14 protein-coding genes are annotated in these 15,834 nt (G+C 36.7%); 8 read left to right on the plus strand and 6 right to left on the minus strand.

Going from position 1 to position 15,834, the window contains the following annotated elements:
• Positions 1–64: 64 nt before the first annotated feature.
• The 5 genes from K8P02_RS19830 to K8P02_RS19850 form a co-directional block, all read right to left on the minus strand.
• A complete protein-coding gene (locus K8P02_RS19830) occupies positions 65–1,516 on the minus strand; it encodes a UDP-N-acetylmuramoyl-L-alanyl-D-glutamate--2,6-diaminopimelate ligase (protein WP_002558779.1) in 1,452 nt (483 codons plus the stop codon).
• Positions 1,517–1,575: 59 nt separating this feature from the next.
• Entirely contained in the window at positions 1,576–3,675 is a 2,100-nt protein-coding gene (locus K8P02_RS19835; RefSeq protein ID WP_007483454.1) for a penicillin-binding protein, read from the minus strand.
• A 78-nt stretch (positions 3,676–3,753) separates the two neighbouring features.
• Positions 3,754–4,116: an FtsL-like putative cell division protein gene (locus tag K8P02_RS19840; protein WP_002558781.1), complete on the minus strand. Its 363-nt coding sequence runs from the start codon at positions 4,114–4,116 to the stop codon at positions 3,754–3,756.
• A 68-nt stretch (positions 4,117–4,184) separates the two neighbouring features.
• Positions 4,185–5,105, minus strand: coding sequence for a 16S rRNA (cytosine(1402)-N(4))-methyltransferase RsmH (rsmH, locus tag K8P02_RS19845; protein WP_002558782.1), 921 nt, complete (start codon positions 5,103–5,105; stop codon positions 4,185–4,187).
• Between the two features lie 147 nt (positions 5,106–5,252).
• On the minus strand, positions 5,253–5,711 hold the full coding sequence (locus tag K8P02_RS19850) for an HU family DNA-binding protein (RefSeq protein ID WP_002558783.1): 459 nt from the start codon (positions 5,709–5,711) through the stop codon (positions 5,253–5,255).
• Positions 5,712–5,916: 205 nt separating this feature from the next.
• Between K8P02_RS19850 and K8P02_RS19855 the strand changes: the two genes are divergently transcribed.
• The 3 genes from K8P02_RS19855 to K8P02_RS19865 all read left to right on the plus strand — a co-directional run bounded on the left by K8P02_RS19855 (position 5,917) and on the right by K8P02_RS19865 (position 9,280).
• Positions 5,917–7,068, plus strand: coding sequence for an ISAs1 family transposase (locus tag K8P02_RS19855; RefSeq protein ID WP_007482973.1), 1,152 nt, complete (start codon positions 5,917–5,919; stop codon positions 7,066–7,068).
• 609 nt (positions 7,069–7,677) lie between these two features.
• Positions 7,678–8,718 carry a hypothetical protein gene (locus K8P02_RS19860; RefSeq protein ID WP_155921433.1) on the plus strand — a complete coding sequence of 347 codons (1,041 nt, stop codon included), beginning with the start codon at positions 7,678–7,680 and terminating at the stop codon, positions 8,716–8,718.
• Positions 8,719–8,851: 133 nt separating this feature from the next.
• Complete coding sequence (locus K8P02_RS19865; protein WP_223381743.1) at positions 8,852–9,280, plus strand: hypothetical protein; 429 nt, start codon at positions 8,852–8,854, stop codon at positions 9,278–9,280.
• Here K8P02_RS19865 and K8P02_RS19870 read toward each other — a convergent pair.
• A complete protein-coding gene (locus tag K8P02_RS19870) occupies positions 9,275–9,838 on the minus strand; it encodes an RNA polymerase sigma-70 factor (RefSeq protein ID WP_002558789.1) in 564 nt (187 codons plus the stop codon). The genes K8P02_RS19865 and K8P02_RS19870 overlap by 6 nt on opposite strands.
• Before the next feature lie 361 nt (positions 9,839–10,199).
• Between K8P02_RS19870 and K8P02_RS19875 the strand changes: the two genes are divergently transcribed.
• From K8P02_RS19875 to K8P02_RS19895, 5 genes are all read left to right on the plus strand, one after another.
• Positions 10,200–11,222: a FecR family protein gene (locus K8P02_RS19875; RefSeq protein WP_223381745.1), complete on the plus strand. Its 1,023-nt coding sequence runs from the start codon at positions 10,200–10,202 to the stop codon at positions 11,220–11,222.
• 147 nt (positions 11,223–11,369) lie between these two features.
• Entirely contained in the window at positions 11,370–11,813 is a 444-nt protein-coding gene (locus K8P02_RS19880) for a hypothetical protein (protein ID WP_155921432.1), read from the plus strand.
• Between the two features lie 10 nt (positions 11,814–11,823).
• On the plus strand, positions 11,824–12,087 hold the full coding sequence (locus K8P02_RS19885) for an MBL fold metallo-hydrolase (RefSeq protein ID WP_025867112.1): 264 nt from the start codon (positions 11,824–11,826) through the stop codon (positions 12,085–12,087).
• 140 nt (positions 12,088–12,227) lie between these two features.
• Positions 12,228–14,645 (plus strand): hypothetical protein, encoded by a 2,418-nt coding sequence (locus tag K8P02_RS19890; RefSeq protein WP_223381747.1) that lies wholly within the window; start codon positions 12,228–12,230, stop codon positions 14,643–14,645.
• A gap of 12 nt (positions 14,646–14,657) precedes the next feature.
• Entirely contained in the window at positions 14,658–15,824 is a 1,167-nt protein-coding gene (locus K8P02_RS19895; protein ID WP_025867109.1) for a T9SS type A sorting domain-containing protein, read from the plus strand.
• Positions 15,825–15,834 lie beyond the last annotated feature (10 nt).

The following is a 15,834-nucleotide window of genomic DNA, read 5'->3' on the forward strand; positions in this document are numbered from 1 at the left end:
AGGGATTAGTGATAAACGATTAGTCGGCTGTGCTGTCAGGCTGCATAGCACTAATCATTAATCACTAATCATTAAACATTTCTTTCAGTATCTCTTTATCATCAAAGTGATGTTTCACTCCTTTTATCTCCTGATAGTTCTCATGCCCTTTTCCGGCAACGAGAATTACATCTCCTTTTTCGGCCAGCATACAAGCGGTGCGAATAGCCTCTTTACGGTCTGTAATACTGATTGTTTTCTTTCTGTCCTCTGTGTCCAGACCAGCTAACATATCATTTATGATGTCCTGAGGTTCTTCAAAACGAGGGTTATCCGATGTGATGACAACGCGATCGCTTGCTTTGGCAGCTTCTTTGGCCATAATAGGACGCTTACCTTTGTCACGGTTACCTCCGGCACCTACTACGGTAATCACTTTTCCTTTTCCTTCAAGTACCCCATGAATGGCATTCAACACATTTATCAGAGCATCCGGAGTATGTGCATAATCAACGATTGCTGTATATCCCTGTGGCGAACGAATGGCATCAAAACGTCCGGCTACCGGATGGAGTGTACTGAGTGCTACCAGTACGTCTTCTTCTTTCTTACCAAGCAACACTGCTGCACCAAATACAGCCAGAAGATTGGAAGCATTGAATTTACCTATGAATTGTACCATCAATTCATGGTTATTGAAATCAAGCAACATTCCTTCAAAATGTGATTCTAACACTCTGCCTTTGAAGTCACTCAAACTCCTCAGAGAGTAGGTGTACACCTTCGAACGTGTGTTCTGTGTCATAACCAACCCGTTTTTATCATCCAGGTTAGTAAGGCTGAATGCACTCTTGGGTAGGTCATCAAAGAATTTTTTCTTTGCTTTCAGATAGTTTTCTACTGTCTTATGATAATCCAGATGGTCACGGGTCAGGTTGGTGAAGATACCTCCTGCAAACTTTAAACCACTGATACGTTTCTGAGCAATGGAGTGGGAGCTTACCTCCATGAAAACGTATTTACAGCCTTCATCAGCCATTCTTCCCAGCAATCGGTTTAGTGTGATAGGGTCAGGAGTGGTATGCTCAGTCGGAATCGCTTCATCATCAATATAGTTACATACCGTTGAGATGAGTCCTACTTTATATTTGAAATAACGGAATGTATTATATAATAAGGTAGCGATTGTTGTTTTTCCGTTTGTTCCGGTTACACCCACCAATTCCACTTTTGAAGTAGGATCTCCAAAGAAAGTAGTAGCAACTTTACCGGTTGCATCTTCGCTGTCTTTCACTTGTATATAGGTGATACCTTCTTCCGGATGTTCAGGCATATCTTCACAAAGCACAGCTATGGCTCCTTTTTCAATTGCTACAGGAATATATGCATGTCCGTCTGTCTGTGTGCCACGCATAGCCATAAATAAATGGCCTGCCTCCACTTGTCTGGAATCAATGTTGACTCCTGTTATTTCTATGTCCGAAGCTCCGACAACTTGTATCGGTTGAATAGCCTTTAATAATTCATTTAACTTCATCTTCTTTTTTATATTCGGTTGACACGTACTACTTATTCAAAATCTTCAGTTTAATCTCTCTAATGCAGTACGAGTGTTATTGTTTGTCCTTTCTTTACTCTCGTTCCGTTAGCTATCGACTGGCTTTTCACCTTGCCTACACCTACCAGTTTTACTTTCACTCCTCTGCTTTCAAGCAAATAAACAGCGTCTTTTGCCCCCATGCCTATAACGCTGGGTACAAAATCCCGCATGAGGTCTCTGCTTTCCAGAATAACACTTTTGGGAGCTGCATGTGTACTTCCCCAGGTTTCTTTACCACTCTTTAAGTCAAATTTGCTTTGGCTTTGTATACTCAGCTCATCCAGTACCCGTTTGGCATCATTCATCTCTCCGGCTTTTACGTTGGGAATGACTACGCTATTTGTGTCGATGGCATTTGTCAAAGGCAAACGAAGGTCTTTTGCATATACTCTTTCTGCAATTTTTCCAAATACGCTACCTGCCATCAAACCTCCCGAAGCTGGTAACCCGGGTTTCTGAATAGAAACAATACAGCTATATTTCGGAGCTTCCGAAGGGAAATATCCACAGAAACTAACCAGATAATTTGTTCTTCCTGTTTTATATCCGGCAGCACCTTGTGAGATCTGTGCCGTACCTGTTTTTCCCGAAACGGCAAACTGCTTACTACCTGCCGGTCCTGCCAATCCCTGATGAACAACTTTGTACAAAATTTCCTGTATCTGCTTCAATGTATTGTCTGAACAAATTTTCGGATTAATCACCTCCGTTGGAAACTCTTTTACTACTTCTCCATCCTTCACAGCTGCTCTTACAAATTTGGGGCGTACCATAACACCGTTATTTGCAATGGCATTATAGAATGTCAGGATATTCATGGGTGGTACCTGAGTTTCATAACCAATGCTCATCCAGGGAAGAGTTGTTTTTGCAAAATAGCGTTCTTTGGGCCCTTTAATATTGGGTTTACCTTCTCCTGATATCTGTAAATGTAGCGGTTGGTCAATGCTCATACGTTTCAGCCCATCTACAAACTTTTGTGGTTTGTCATGATAGAATTGGTCTATGATACTTGAAGTTCCCACGTTAGATGATACTTCAAGAATACGTGTTACATTGATTCTTCCGTATCCGCCACGATGCCAGTTCCAGTCTCTCATTGCACGTCCATACATCATTTTGATACCGTTTCCCGTATCTACCTCATAGTCCGGAGTGATGTGCCCGTCTTCCAAGGCTACCATGATAGAAGCAGTCTTGAAAGTGGATCCCGGCTCAAGCATGTCACTGATAGCATTGTTACGCATCTCGTAATAGTTGCCGTCTGCAGCTTTCATCATGTTGACTATCGCTTTGACTTCTCCTGTTGAAACCTCCATCAATACAACAACGCCTACACTGGCATTTAACTCTTTCAGTTTGTCCACCAATGCCTTTTCGCAAATATCCTGCATCCCTACATCAATGGTGGCAATAAGATCACAACCGTCTATGGGAGGAATGTCTACGATGTTAAGGTATTTGTTCATTACCTTCTGACGGTGTGTGATTCCGTCCCGTCCTTTCAGCAATGTATCAAAAGCCAATTCAATTCCATTCTTTGCACCTTGTGCTGTGTCAGCATAAAGATCCCCTAAGGTACGGGCAGCCAGAGAACCGAATGGCTTCTTGCGTTGGTTGTATGCCAGTTCATGAAATCCGCCTTTATATTTGTTCATGTTAAAAACAGGCAGGCGTTTGGCTTCTTTGTATTGAATGTAGGAGATTCGTTTGGGATAGAGCAGGTAGTTCCGGCTTCCTTTTTTCATTCCTTTTTGAAGATGCGCTTTAAACTCGGCAGCACTTTTATCAGGAAATATCTGGTGTAATCCTTCGCAAATCTCATTCATATGTTTTTTTAGTGAGTCTATTTTAGCAGGAGCACCAGCTTTAAAGTCCATGTAGATACGATATTCCGGCAGTGAACTTGCCATTAATTTACCGTCGGATGAAATAATATTACCCCGGTTCGGTTTTACGGTTACATTCTCCTTTACAAAACGGTCTGCTACATCCTGCCAGTATTGTCGTTCGGCAAACATGGTAATGCCTGCCTTTACAACAATTGCTACTCCCACCAACCCCATGATGAGGATGACGAAGAAGTAACGGGTCATTATATTTTTTTTATTAACTGCCAAGACTATTAACTGTTTAATGATTTACTATTTAAAGTTACCTGTTCTCTATGTACTTCATTTTTTGATTTCATACGGTGGATTGGTCGAAGTCTGCAAATCACTTTCTTTAGTCGAGATATATTCTTCGATACGCGACTGGCGGCTTTTTTCCATCAACTCCGAACTACGTGTCAGTGCGTCATATTTTATGTCGATAAGCTCTTTTTTAAGTCGGTCTATTTCAATCTGTTGTTGCTGGCTGGCATATCGGTTATGAATGTAGAAGATAATAAATATCATGATAAGTACCAGCAGCTTTGTTTGGCGGCGGAAAAAGTCTGTTGCCAGAATATCTCCTCCAAGAATACTTTTCAAGGAAGTTCTTTTTTTCTTTTTACCTCCTTTCGGCTCTTCTTTTATTATCTTTTCTTCTTCCATCGTTGTCTCTATTTTAGTTGACTTATCTTTTAGACAGCCTGATCTTAATTTACTTACAAGCTTCTCTTTTATTTCTTTTCCGCTATTCTTAATTTGGCACTTCGTGATCTCGGATTACGTTCTATCTCTTCCTCATTCGGGACAATCACTTTATTGTTTACCAGTTTGAATGGAGTTTGCAGATTTCCAAAAAAATCTTGTGTTGCTTTACCCTCAACATTACCGGTTTTCATGATGTTTTTTACCATTCGGTCTTCCAACGAATGATAAGTGATTACTACTAATCTTCCACCCGGTTTTAGTGCTTCCGTTGCTGCCAGCAACATCTCTTTCAATGCTTCCATTTCCTGGTTTACTTCTATACGGAGTGCCTGAAATACTTTGGCTAATTCCTTCTTTTCCCGTTCACGTCCAAATAGCGGTTTGATGATTTCCAGAAACTCACCTATTGTCTTAATCTGTCCGGAAGCACGGGATTTTACTATAACTGATGCCAGTTTACGACTGTTTTTTAATTCTCCGTACAGATAAAAAAGATCTGCTAATCGTTCTTCATCATAGGTATTTAAAACATCAGCAGCTGTGAGTCCTGCCCGCTTGTTCATACGCATATCCAGTGCTCCGTCAAAGCGAAATGAAAATCCTCGTTCGCTGTCATCAAAGTGATGAGACGATACCCCTAAATCTGCCAGTATAGCATCTACTTTTTCTATTTCATGATAGCGAAGAAAATTATGCAAATAGCGAAAGTTACTTCGTACAAATGTGAAATGTGGGTCATTGACAATGTTCCGTTCGGCATCCTCGTCCTGGTCAAACCCCAGTAAACGTCCGCCTTTTTCTAAACGTGAAAGTATCTCCCGTGAATGTCCGCCACCACCGAAAGTAACGTCTACATACGTTCCACCGGGGCGAATATTCATTCCGTCTACGCTTTCTTTTAGTAATACAGGTACGTGATATGTCAATTCCTCTTGTTCTTTCTTCATCTATTTCACCTTATTATATAAGCAAGTGTCGGCAAAAATACGTATTTCTCAAAGAAAAAAGAATCTCTCCGATAGAAAATGTGAAATAAAGTTTTCAACAGATTGTTAAATGCTTCTTCGTTCTCTTTTTCCCTATTATTTTTATGTTCACTTCTCATTACCTGCTTCTGCTGCTTTCTTCTTTTTTTTAGCAGCTGCTTTTCTTCCTTCTTGCAATTGGATACTGATGAATTTGGTTTTTATTCGTACCTTTTTCAAAAAAGCAGGAGCCGCTTTGAATCCGATACGTGCTACCCACACTTTATCTGCTGTACACTCTTCCGGCTTTTCTACTCCTTCACTACTAATGGTTGGGAAGAAATTTCCCAATCCGTCAATACTTACTGTCCTGCCTTCGTGCAAGTGTCCGGCGATGATCCCCGATAACTGTGTCAGCACCGACATTACATCTCCATCTTGCAGAGAGCTTCTTTCGGCTAACTGCATTGCAATCTGTGAACTGTCAACAGGCTTTTTTTGCATAGCCCTTGTGGTAGCATAATAACGTACTTTTACTTCTCCTTTCGTTTTATCCACCTTTTTGGTTACTACATAGTTGATAGACATATACTTTTTATATTATTGATAATAATGTTTTTATGTACAAGATTACTGTGTTCTTGTATACTTGTCTTGTGACAGGGCCGACGCATTAAATAATTTACTATTGCATATGTACTTTTCTTGTTGTTATTTAATTGAATATTAATTATTTAGCATTGTTTTGTTTATATTTCGTATATTTACATGGTAATATTAAACAGTAATTGACATGAAAATAGGTATAATTGACATTTGTAAGCAAATAGAGGACCCTCGGATGGATCGTAAAAAGTTACATAAAATGGAAACGATCATATATGTATCCATTGCTGCTGTCATCTGTGGTGCTCAGTCTTGGAATGAGATTGAAGAATTTGGCCATGCTAAATTCGATTTTTTTAAAAGTAGAATACCCGATTTAGAAGTTATCCCCAGCCATGATACTTTTAATCGTTTCTTCAGCATTATAAAACCATCCTATTTTGAGTTGATTTTCCGCAATTGGGTGAAACAAGTGTGTCAGGAGATTAAAGGTGTTGTAGCCATCGATGGAAAACTAATGCGTGGTCCTAGCAAATGTAATGATGAACATACTACCGGCAAAGAAGGCTTTAAGCTCTGGATGGTTTCAGCATGGTCCGCAGCTAACGGTATTTCTCTGGGTCAGGTAAAAGTGGATGATAAAAGTAATGAAATCACAGCTGTTCCTCTGCTAATCCATGCCTTGGATCTGGATGATTGTATCGTCACTATTGATGCCATGGGCTGTCAGTTGGAAATAACAAAAGCCATTATTGAACGGAATTCAAACTATATAATAGCTTTAAAGAAAAATCAAAAGAGCAGTTATGAATTAGCCAAGAAAATAATTGATGGGTATGAAAACAGAAATGTGATTCTCAATAGGGTTACCCGGCATACCAGCGAAAGTACAGGACATGGCAGGCTTGAAACAAGAGTCTGTACTGTAGTCAGTTATGGTCCGGTCATGGAGCCGATGTTTAAGGACAAATTTGCGGGATTGAGGTCAATAGTGGGCATGAAATCCGAAAGGATAATTTTGGCAACGGGGGAACGTACTGAAGAAACGAGGTATTATATAACTTCACTTGAAAATACTAACCCGGAGGAAATAGCCAATGCCATTAGACAGCATTGGTCCATTGAAAACAATCTGCATTGGCAACTGGATGTTACCTTCAGGGAAGACTACAGCAAGAAAGTGCAGAATGCAGCAAGAAATTTCTCGGCAGTTACAAAAATGGCGCTCACCATTTTGAAGAATGATAAAGTCACAAAAGGAAGCATGAATCTCAAAAGGCTGAAAGCAGGATGGGATGAAAAATACCTGTCAACACTTTTACAGGACAGCGCATTTTAATGCGTCGGCCCTGGTCTTGTGATATCTATTATTAAAACATCCGGATGTTCTGAATAAAAACATGCAGATGTTTTATATAAGAACATCCGGGTGTTTTGATAGAAAACATGGGGATGTTTTTAGTCTTAAATTATGTAGCAAAGATATGCTAAAGTCAGTAGATATGCAAATAAAGAATAGCTGCTTTAGGAGGTCTAAAGTATATTGTTTTATATAGCTCTCATAATGAATGAATTTATAGAGAAGAAGGGTGTTTAAAAGGAATGAACTCTTTATTTTTGATTTATATAATAAAGGGTGGTTGAATTGAGTATCTATATGTGATATTATAAGGGAGGATGATAGGTTACAGTAATGTTTTGTGTTATTTTTTTTTAGTAATGGTTATCGTTTTGTATATAGATATTTTATTGATAATATTTGAGAGAATACTGATAGTAGTATTGTTAAGAATTGCTTATTTTTACAATTGATAATTATGAATATGATGTTTATGAAAAGTTTTTATTTATTTTTTTGTATTATCTTGTTAGAAAGAAAAATAGGACTACGAATAGACAGAAGCTGAGGACCTTGTTTGGATTGTTGTTTTTTGTAGTGAAATTGTTTATGAATAAAGTAATTTGGATGTATCAAAACATTATAAGTAGAAGTTGTATATTCATTGTGATATTATTGAGCAGTTGCCAGGTAAATATAAATCCTAATAAAATAGATGAAGAGTTATTAGATCATTTAGAACGTTTGGCTAACACTGATTCATTATCTCGATTTACACAGATTGTAGGACTTACGTATTCTGATTTTTATTCTTATGTAATAATTGGAGATGGATCTTTTATCCCTGAATCAATTGAAGATCGAGAACCAACTGATATTATAGAATATAATGGTAAATATTTTTTGTTTTATTTTCAGGGTAAACCAAAATTGCCAGGTAAAATAGTAGATAAAATATGGCCATATTTAGAAGGGGCTCAATATAGTAATTTTACATGGTATTTTTTTAAATGTAAGTCGTGTGATAAAAGTATGTTTACTCGAAAAAGAGGACTAGAGAGTTATTACGATATAGAAGCTATACGTAATTTTCGTTGTTTAGAGGACGTGAAAGTAGATCCTTTAGTGGATATGACTATCTCGTATGTTCGGATTTGTGGTAAGGATAACTCAGTATCTCTTTTTTCTGATTTATTGGAAATATATTTGTATATTGAGATTTACAATAAATCTGATTCTTCTTTCTATTTAGATTTATCTTCAAATATTGAGAGTCGTTTTTTACTTAAGAATGGTAATCAGCCGTTTGAATTTTCTGTTTCTGAGATTGATCTTCTGGATGTTTTCCCTGGGATTTATAATGTTCCTCCCTTTTCTCCGGAACAGGAGGGTAAAACAGGAGCTCCTATAAATTTAATTTTGAAATGTGATCCTTTAAGATTTGATGGCGTCTCTTATTGTGAATATCCCCTGAAGATATATTCATTGTTGCGTGATTCATTGTATTATATACCTCCTCTGGATAGTATTAATTTAGATACAAAAGTTTTAAATCGAAAGATTCATATAAATCTCCCTGAAACTATGCCATGTCTTTATAAAATTGGAGAGAAGGAGTATGTGTTTCTTCGTGATAGTTTACTGATGTAGTTTAAATGTAGCAGAAAGAATATAAATAATTGGAGGTTACAGATATAGCCCTTTCTGTATCTGATGCTATGGATATTTTATAATTTTGTGGGAGCAGAATTTACGATTTAATACCTATATATGAACTTTTACCATGAAACAGAATTTATTTCTTTTCGTATCATTAATGCTTATTGCATTTGTTCTTGTGTCATGTAAAATTAGTTTTGATACTCAGGTATATAGGTTTATACCTTCTATTGATTCAGATATTTATAGTGAAAATGAAATCAGGAAAAAAATCGTGGAGAGTGATGTGAAATCTATTATTTTAAGAAATGATTCAATTTTGGAATATTGGAAACGTTATGGAGGGATAGGTAGTTCAATGATAATTAAGTATGCATTAATTGATAATGAACTTATTGTTTATCCTACAGATGTTGAAGAATATAATGTTCCTGACATATCTGATATGCATTTTTTGTATAGTCGGGATAGTTTGATTAATATAAAAACAGATGAGAAATTTTATAATCAAAAATATCTTGATAAAAAGAAAATTGTAAAACATAGATTATAATCTGTGCTGTAATATTATTAGAAGCAATACAGGCAGATACTCTTTGAGTTCTTCTCTGAGTAATTCCATTGTTTTCTGTTTATATCGATTGATCGATTTTACACTAAGATTCATATCTTGTGCAATTTCGGCATGCGTTTTACCTTCAAAGAAGCTTTTGATAAATACAATGCGGTAGTTTTCGGGAAGGCGTTGCAGTGTTTTGTATAGCATATCATAAAGTTCGTTCAAAGTATATACACTGTCTGTCTCTGTGGCATAGATGGGAGACTGCTTTTGACAGAACTCATTGTAGTTCCATTCATATTCCATGTGTTTCAGGTGGTTGAGGCAACTGTTGCGCACGCATATTTTCAGATATGCGGTTGCTGTCTCTTTTTTTAATTCGATTGAATCCCGTTTATCCCAGAGAGAAACAAATACGTCGGAAACGAGGTCTTCACAGACTGTCATATCATTTATGAATCTCTTCGCATACAGACAGAAAGGAGCATAGTATTCTTCATACAGCTTTCTGAATTCTTTCTCGTTATTACTTTCGCGAAGGCGTATTCTCATTGCATCTGCTGTTAGGGTATTTATTATTGTATCATAGCCAAAGTCGTCACAAAAATAGTAAATAGTGCTTTGTAAAGGTACTGATTAGGATTGTTTTTTCAAAAATAGAAGAGGAGTTGTCCTTTGGAGGTGGTTTTAATTGTAATATAGATAAGGTGAGTATACATTGAAAAGCCGTGGGGTATATATTTATGATTTTATGATTCTTAGAGAAAATTAGTTTTATGTTTTTATTAATTATTCGACAAGAATACAGTAAATTGGCATCCCAAATAGTAGATAGTTTAAGCGGACCAACGATTTACCCGATTATAATTTATCCGGTAATAGTTGAAAAACGAAAAAGATAACTTAAAAACAAATGGAATATAAAGATTCAGATTTATTTTTTCGCTATTGTAAAGGCTTATGCACTGAAGCCGAGCAAAAGAAGGTGGAGATCCTGTTGAATGAGTCGGAGGAGCACCGAAGACTATTTCAGGACCTTCGGATGGCATTGGCTTTGGGAGATGATATCAGAGAGATGGAAACGATTGATGTACAAACTGCTTTTGGGAAAACTCAAAATCAGATAAGAAGAAAGAAGAATAAAAGATTGCAGCACCAATTGATCCGGTATGCTGCATTTCTGGCTTTGCCCTTATTTCTCTCCTCTGTGATATTAGGGTATTTGTATTTTAATGAATCGTCGGATGAAAAAATACAATATGCGAGTATAACAGCTTCTACAGGTTCTGTGGTGCGTTATGAATTGCCTGATAATTCGGTCGTTTGGCTAAACTCGGGGAGTACCCTTCGTTATCCGGTTATCTTTGGCAAAAATATACGTGAGGTGGATTTGCAAGGTGAAGCATATTTTGAAGTACAATCTGATAAAGAACATCCTTTTTATGTTAATACCCCTTCGGGAGTACGTGTATTTGTAACCGGAACCCGTTTTAATGTCAGTTCCTATGAAAATGAAGGTTATGTTGAGGCCGTGCTGGAATCCGGACATGTAAATGTACTTATACCCGGATATGAGGAAGCTGAGTCTTTACAGCCGGGTGAGCGTCTGCTTTATGACAAAAAGGCGTCGCAATATGTCAAATCTGAGGTTGATGTATTTGAGAAGATAGCCTGGAAAGACGGTGAATTGATATTTAGGAATACTCCTTTGCCTGATATGTTGAAGAGATTGTCACGTCATTTTAATATTGATATTCAATTTAATAATATATCGGGGAAAGAGTATAAATATAGGGCTACTTTCAGGAACGAAACGCTCTATCAGATTCTCGATTATTTGGGTAAATCGGTTACTATGAAGTGGAGAATGGAAGAGCCGATGCAACAAGCTGACGGAACGTTTACGAAGGAGAGAGTAATAGTAGATTTATATTGAGATTTTTATAGATGCTCATCGCCGGAAGGCGATGAGTTTTTATATTCTTGAAATAGATACTTTATTGATAATATTTGAGATAATGCAGATAATCATTTTGTTAAAAATTGCCTATTTTTACAATGGTTAATTTTAAATTTAGCGCTTATGAAAAGCCATTATTTATTTTGTATTATCCTATTGGGATCATTTGTATCCCCTTTATTGGCTCAAGGTGTTCCTTCACAATTCAGTTATCCGGTAAAACCTCCTCCTGCTCCAGAAGCTGCGAGTTTAGCCAAGTGTATTAATTTCCCGGTAGATTATAATACAGGTGTTCCCCGGATAGAAATTCCTCTTTTTGAGCTGAAAGGCCGTGAGAGTAGTTTGCCGCTTGTAATTAGCTATCATGCCGGAGGATTTAAGGCAAAAGAAGAAAGTGCTTATACAGGATTGGGCTGGTCGCTGAGTTCTGATTTTCAGATTGTACGAGAGATTAGAGGGCATGATGATTTTAGGCAATTATCCGGTTATTATTATAATGAGTATGAACGAGTCCCATTTGGGAAACTTACAAATTTTGATTTTGCTAATACTTATACCCCCCTATAATCGTTTACGAATGCTTAATAATGAGATTGATACTCAATCTGATAAATATTATTATAGATTAAAGGGTAAGTCGGGTTGTTTTTATCTTCGAAAGTACCAAAATGAAGGAATAACATTAGTTCCGGTACCTTATACGGGAATTAGATTTGAAGTAATTCTTCCTACAGGGACCTCTACTTTAGGATTTCGTGTAACGGATACGGATGGGACCGTTTATTTATTTGGGGGGACCACTACTACTATAGAAAAAATGATCCGGGAACTCCTGGTATAGACTTAGGTACTTATATTTCATCATGGAAATGTCGTGAGATAATATCTCCTTCAAAGCTGGATACAATACAATTTTCTTATCGTCAACTTTCAAGTAGAGTTTCATATACATTTGTAGAGAGTTCCGAACTGTATGAAAATATGAGTATTCCTTTAGGGCAGCCTGATGGGTTAACTGAAGTACGTCGGGTCTTTTTTGCAGATGATATTTCAAATATGTTTCCGGGGAGTGCTGAAATAACACTAAAGGATATTCTTAAGAAAATACCTTTTCAGAATATAAATTATCCTCATGTGATCAATTATACTGTATCTCAGGATTATACGCGATTTATTTTTCCAGAATATTGTGAAGATCCTCCTGTATATACTGAGACCGATTATGTTGATAATACATATCAATTGGGCGAAATGCAATTTGTAAATGGTAAACGTGTTCAGGAACGTTTGGTACCCTCTGTTATTAAGTTTAATGGGAATAAATTGTTATTCAATTACAACACACTTTATGAATATCTGTCTTCTATAAAAATTGTAGATAGTTCGCAGCAACAAGTACGTGAAATAGCATTTACTCAAACTTGTGTCGGGCAGAAGGTGTCAGCAGAAAGAAATAGCCTGACTAACTATTTGGATAAGATTCAAATTGTTGGAAATCCCAGCGAAACTTATAAATTCGATTATTCAAGTATGCATGCTTTTAGCAATTTTACAATAGGTTGTGACTTTTGGGGAGGACTTCGCGGAACGACACACGATCGTACAGATAATGTAGATATAAATGTTCCTTTTATGCAAATAGAAACTCCACATTATTTAAGTAACAACTATTTAGATCAGATGCTTCTTAATTATTTTATAGGAGGAAATTATTTGCTTTATATGGAGATGGAAAACAATGTTCAACCACAATATGCTTTAAAAGGTCTATTGAAACGAATCACCTACCCAACTGGTGGATATACAGATTTTGAATTTGAATGTAATCGTATAGATGGAGGTTGGCGTACGATACCTTCGGGTGGCGCGCGAGTAGCTAGTATATTAAATTGTCAAGCTGACGGGACAGTTGCCAGTAGGAAATATTATGTTTACGGAGAGGATGGGACTGGTATTATTCGCGGTTTGCATGCTCCTTTCTCAGAATCTGAAAACGTTTTCTTATGTCGTCAAAATGTTTTGTATATAGGTGATACCCCCATTGATGAACATTACGATAAAACGTATTTGGATTATCCCACAGCACTTAAAACGGTTATTTATTCTAATGCTATTGAAGATTTGTATTATGGTAATGGAGCTCCTATCTATTATCAGAAAGTAACGGAGTATGAAGATGCGGTTGGTTCTGAATATGGGAAAAAGGAATATATTTATACCTCTCCCGAAGCTTATGGGTTCCATCTCCGCAGTCAGATCTTGGACACAAATCTGAAAAGTTTTCAGGAAGATTGGCGTCTTGGGAAAATTCAGGCAGAAAATACATATAAATATGAAAATGGTGAATACAAACTAATACATTCTAAAGAGTATAAGCACAAGATTTTCAACAGCGGTATTAAGATCCACAATCTTCAGTCATATAAACGTAATATTATATATATGACTCGTTATAATAGTACTTTGGATTCGTATATCCAGGCAGAGATAAGTGATCCTTTAACACTGTCTTACATAGAAAGGTATTTGCCGGTTGGTAATGGGCTTGTTGAGCATTTCCCCGAAGAAATAAATTCCGGTGATATTCTTTTGGAAAAGATTACAGAAACGACTTATGATGGTCCTCGCCAATTGGTAACAACTACGACTTATACTTATGATCAGCAAGCACAACTCAATACAACTACGGTACATACCTCGGATGGGCAAGTCCGTACACGTACTCGACGTTATCCGTATTACTATGGTACTGCTATTCCTTTTATACAAAGAATGATAACAGCAAATAATATTTCTGCTGTAATAGAAGAGGTTGAAGAAGATAGCATCACTTCTAAAGTAGTAAGTGGTATCATTTCCCGTTATAGGGTTGATAATCCCGGACAGGTAGAGTCTGTCAGTTTGTTGGGTTCGGGTGTACCAGGATATGTTAGTTCCACTGTCAATAAAAATAGTTTTGTAATGGCGCCGGGATATTATGAAAAAATGTCCTGTACTTATGATGAAGTGGATAACCCCGTACAGATAATAGATAACAGTGGACTTTCGACTGTTTATTTATGGGGATATAACAATCAGTACCCAATAGCTGAAATTAAAAATGCAAGCTACGAAGCTGTAAAGGCCCTTCTTACAGATGACGTTGTTATATCTTTACGTAAATCTTTTGACGATGACTATATCTGTTCAAAAATAGATCTGTTACGTCAACATCCTTCAATGAATAAAGCCCATGTTACTACTTTTATACATCAACCATTAGTTGGAGTAATACAAATAGTAAGCCCGGCAGGTCAAAGCCGATCTTATCATTATGATACTTTGGGGAGATTATATGAGATTTTAGAGACTTATGAGGATATATCCATTGAAAAATATAGATATAACTATAGCCATTAATTTTTATACATTATGAGAATAAAGATAATCATATCTGTTTTATTAACAGGAGTGCTATTAGGCAAAATATATAGCCAGACAACGTTAAATGCTCTTTATAATTTACCACGGCAGGGAGATAGAATTGTAAAATTGCAGGCTGCTTATAAAGACCCGGGAATGAATGGAGCCTCAGCTGTGTGGGATTTTAGTGATCTTGAGATTCTGAATGACAAATATACATTAAAGTATGATACGTTGCGAGGTGATACGCTTATTAGTAGGGAACACCGTACAATGTATTATTATCAATACCGTAATGATACATTATTGTTTTTAGGATATAGGAATCCTACAACATTGGTTAGCTACCGGGAGCCAGAAACTTATCTCGTATTTCCTTTCCCTTATGGGCGTAGTATTACTAGTTACTATGATGGAAAAGGACATTATTGTGATCGTTTTTCTGTGCATATTCAAGGAGTTACTACTACTGAAGCAGATGCTGTTGGTAGAATGATTCTCCCTGAAGGAGATACATTGCAAAATGTTCTTCGCGTACATCTGTCGAAAAAAGTGGTAGAAAAGATGGAACCAATATTCAACTATAATATGATTACGACTGATACTATCCCCTTTGTTATTTGTAGGGATAGTATTGATTATCGGTTGAATAATGACTCTACTCATTTTGAGATAGATACTTGGCTTTGGTATGCTAATGGATATCGCTATCCCATATTTGAGACAAAACAGGCCCGCCTTTTTAAGAAAAAAGAGGCTTATGAACAATTTGGAGTTTCATATTACTATCCTCCCCATGAGCAATATTACGGTTTGGATGAGGATATGGTAAATTGGATAAAACGTAATAATTTTCGAAATGAGAATGAAGATAGAGTAAAAGAGATAGAATCTGTTAAGTCAGAAAAAGAGTATAAAGATGAAATAATAGCTTATCGATATATAATTGACGAGCAAGGTGAGTTACACATTTTTTACTCAGTGGAGCGGGGAACTGATTTGAATATTTGTTTATATGATTTGCAGGGGCGTCAAATCTCTGCAATAGTACGGAATGTGGTTTCTGGCGAAAACTATCAGGAATGTATTTCAATTGGAAATTATCCGTCCGGAAGTTATTTGTTACGTATCTCCTTGGGAGAGAGAATATATGGAGAGAAAATTTGGAAACAATAAAAATAAGAAG

Origin of the sequence: Bacteroides nordii, from assembly GCF_019930665.1 — a bacterium.
Classification (GTDB): Bacteria; Bacteroidota; Bacteroidia; order Bacteroidales; family Bacteroidaceae; genus Bacteroides; species Bacteroides nordii.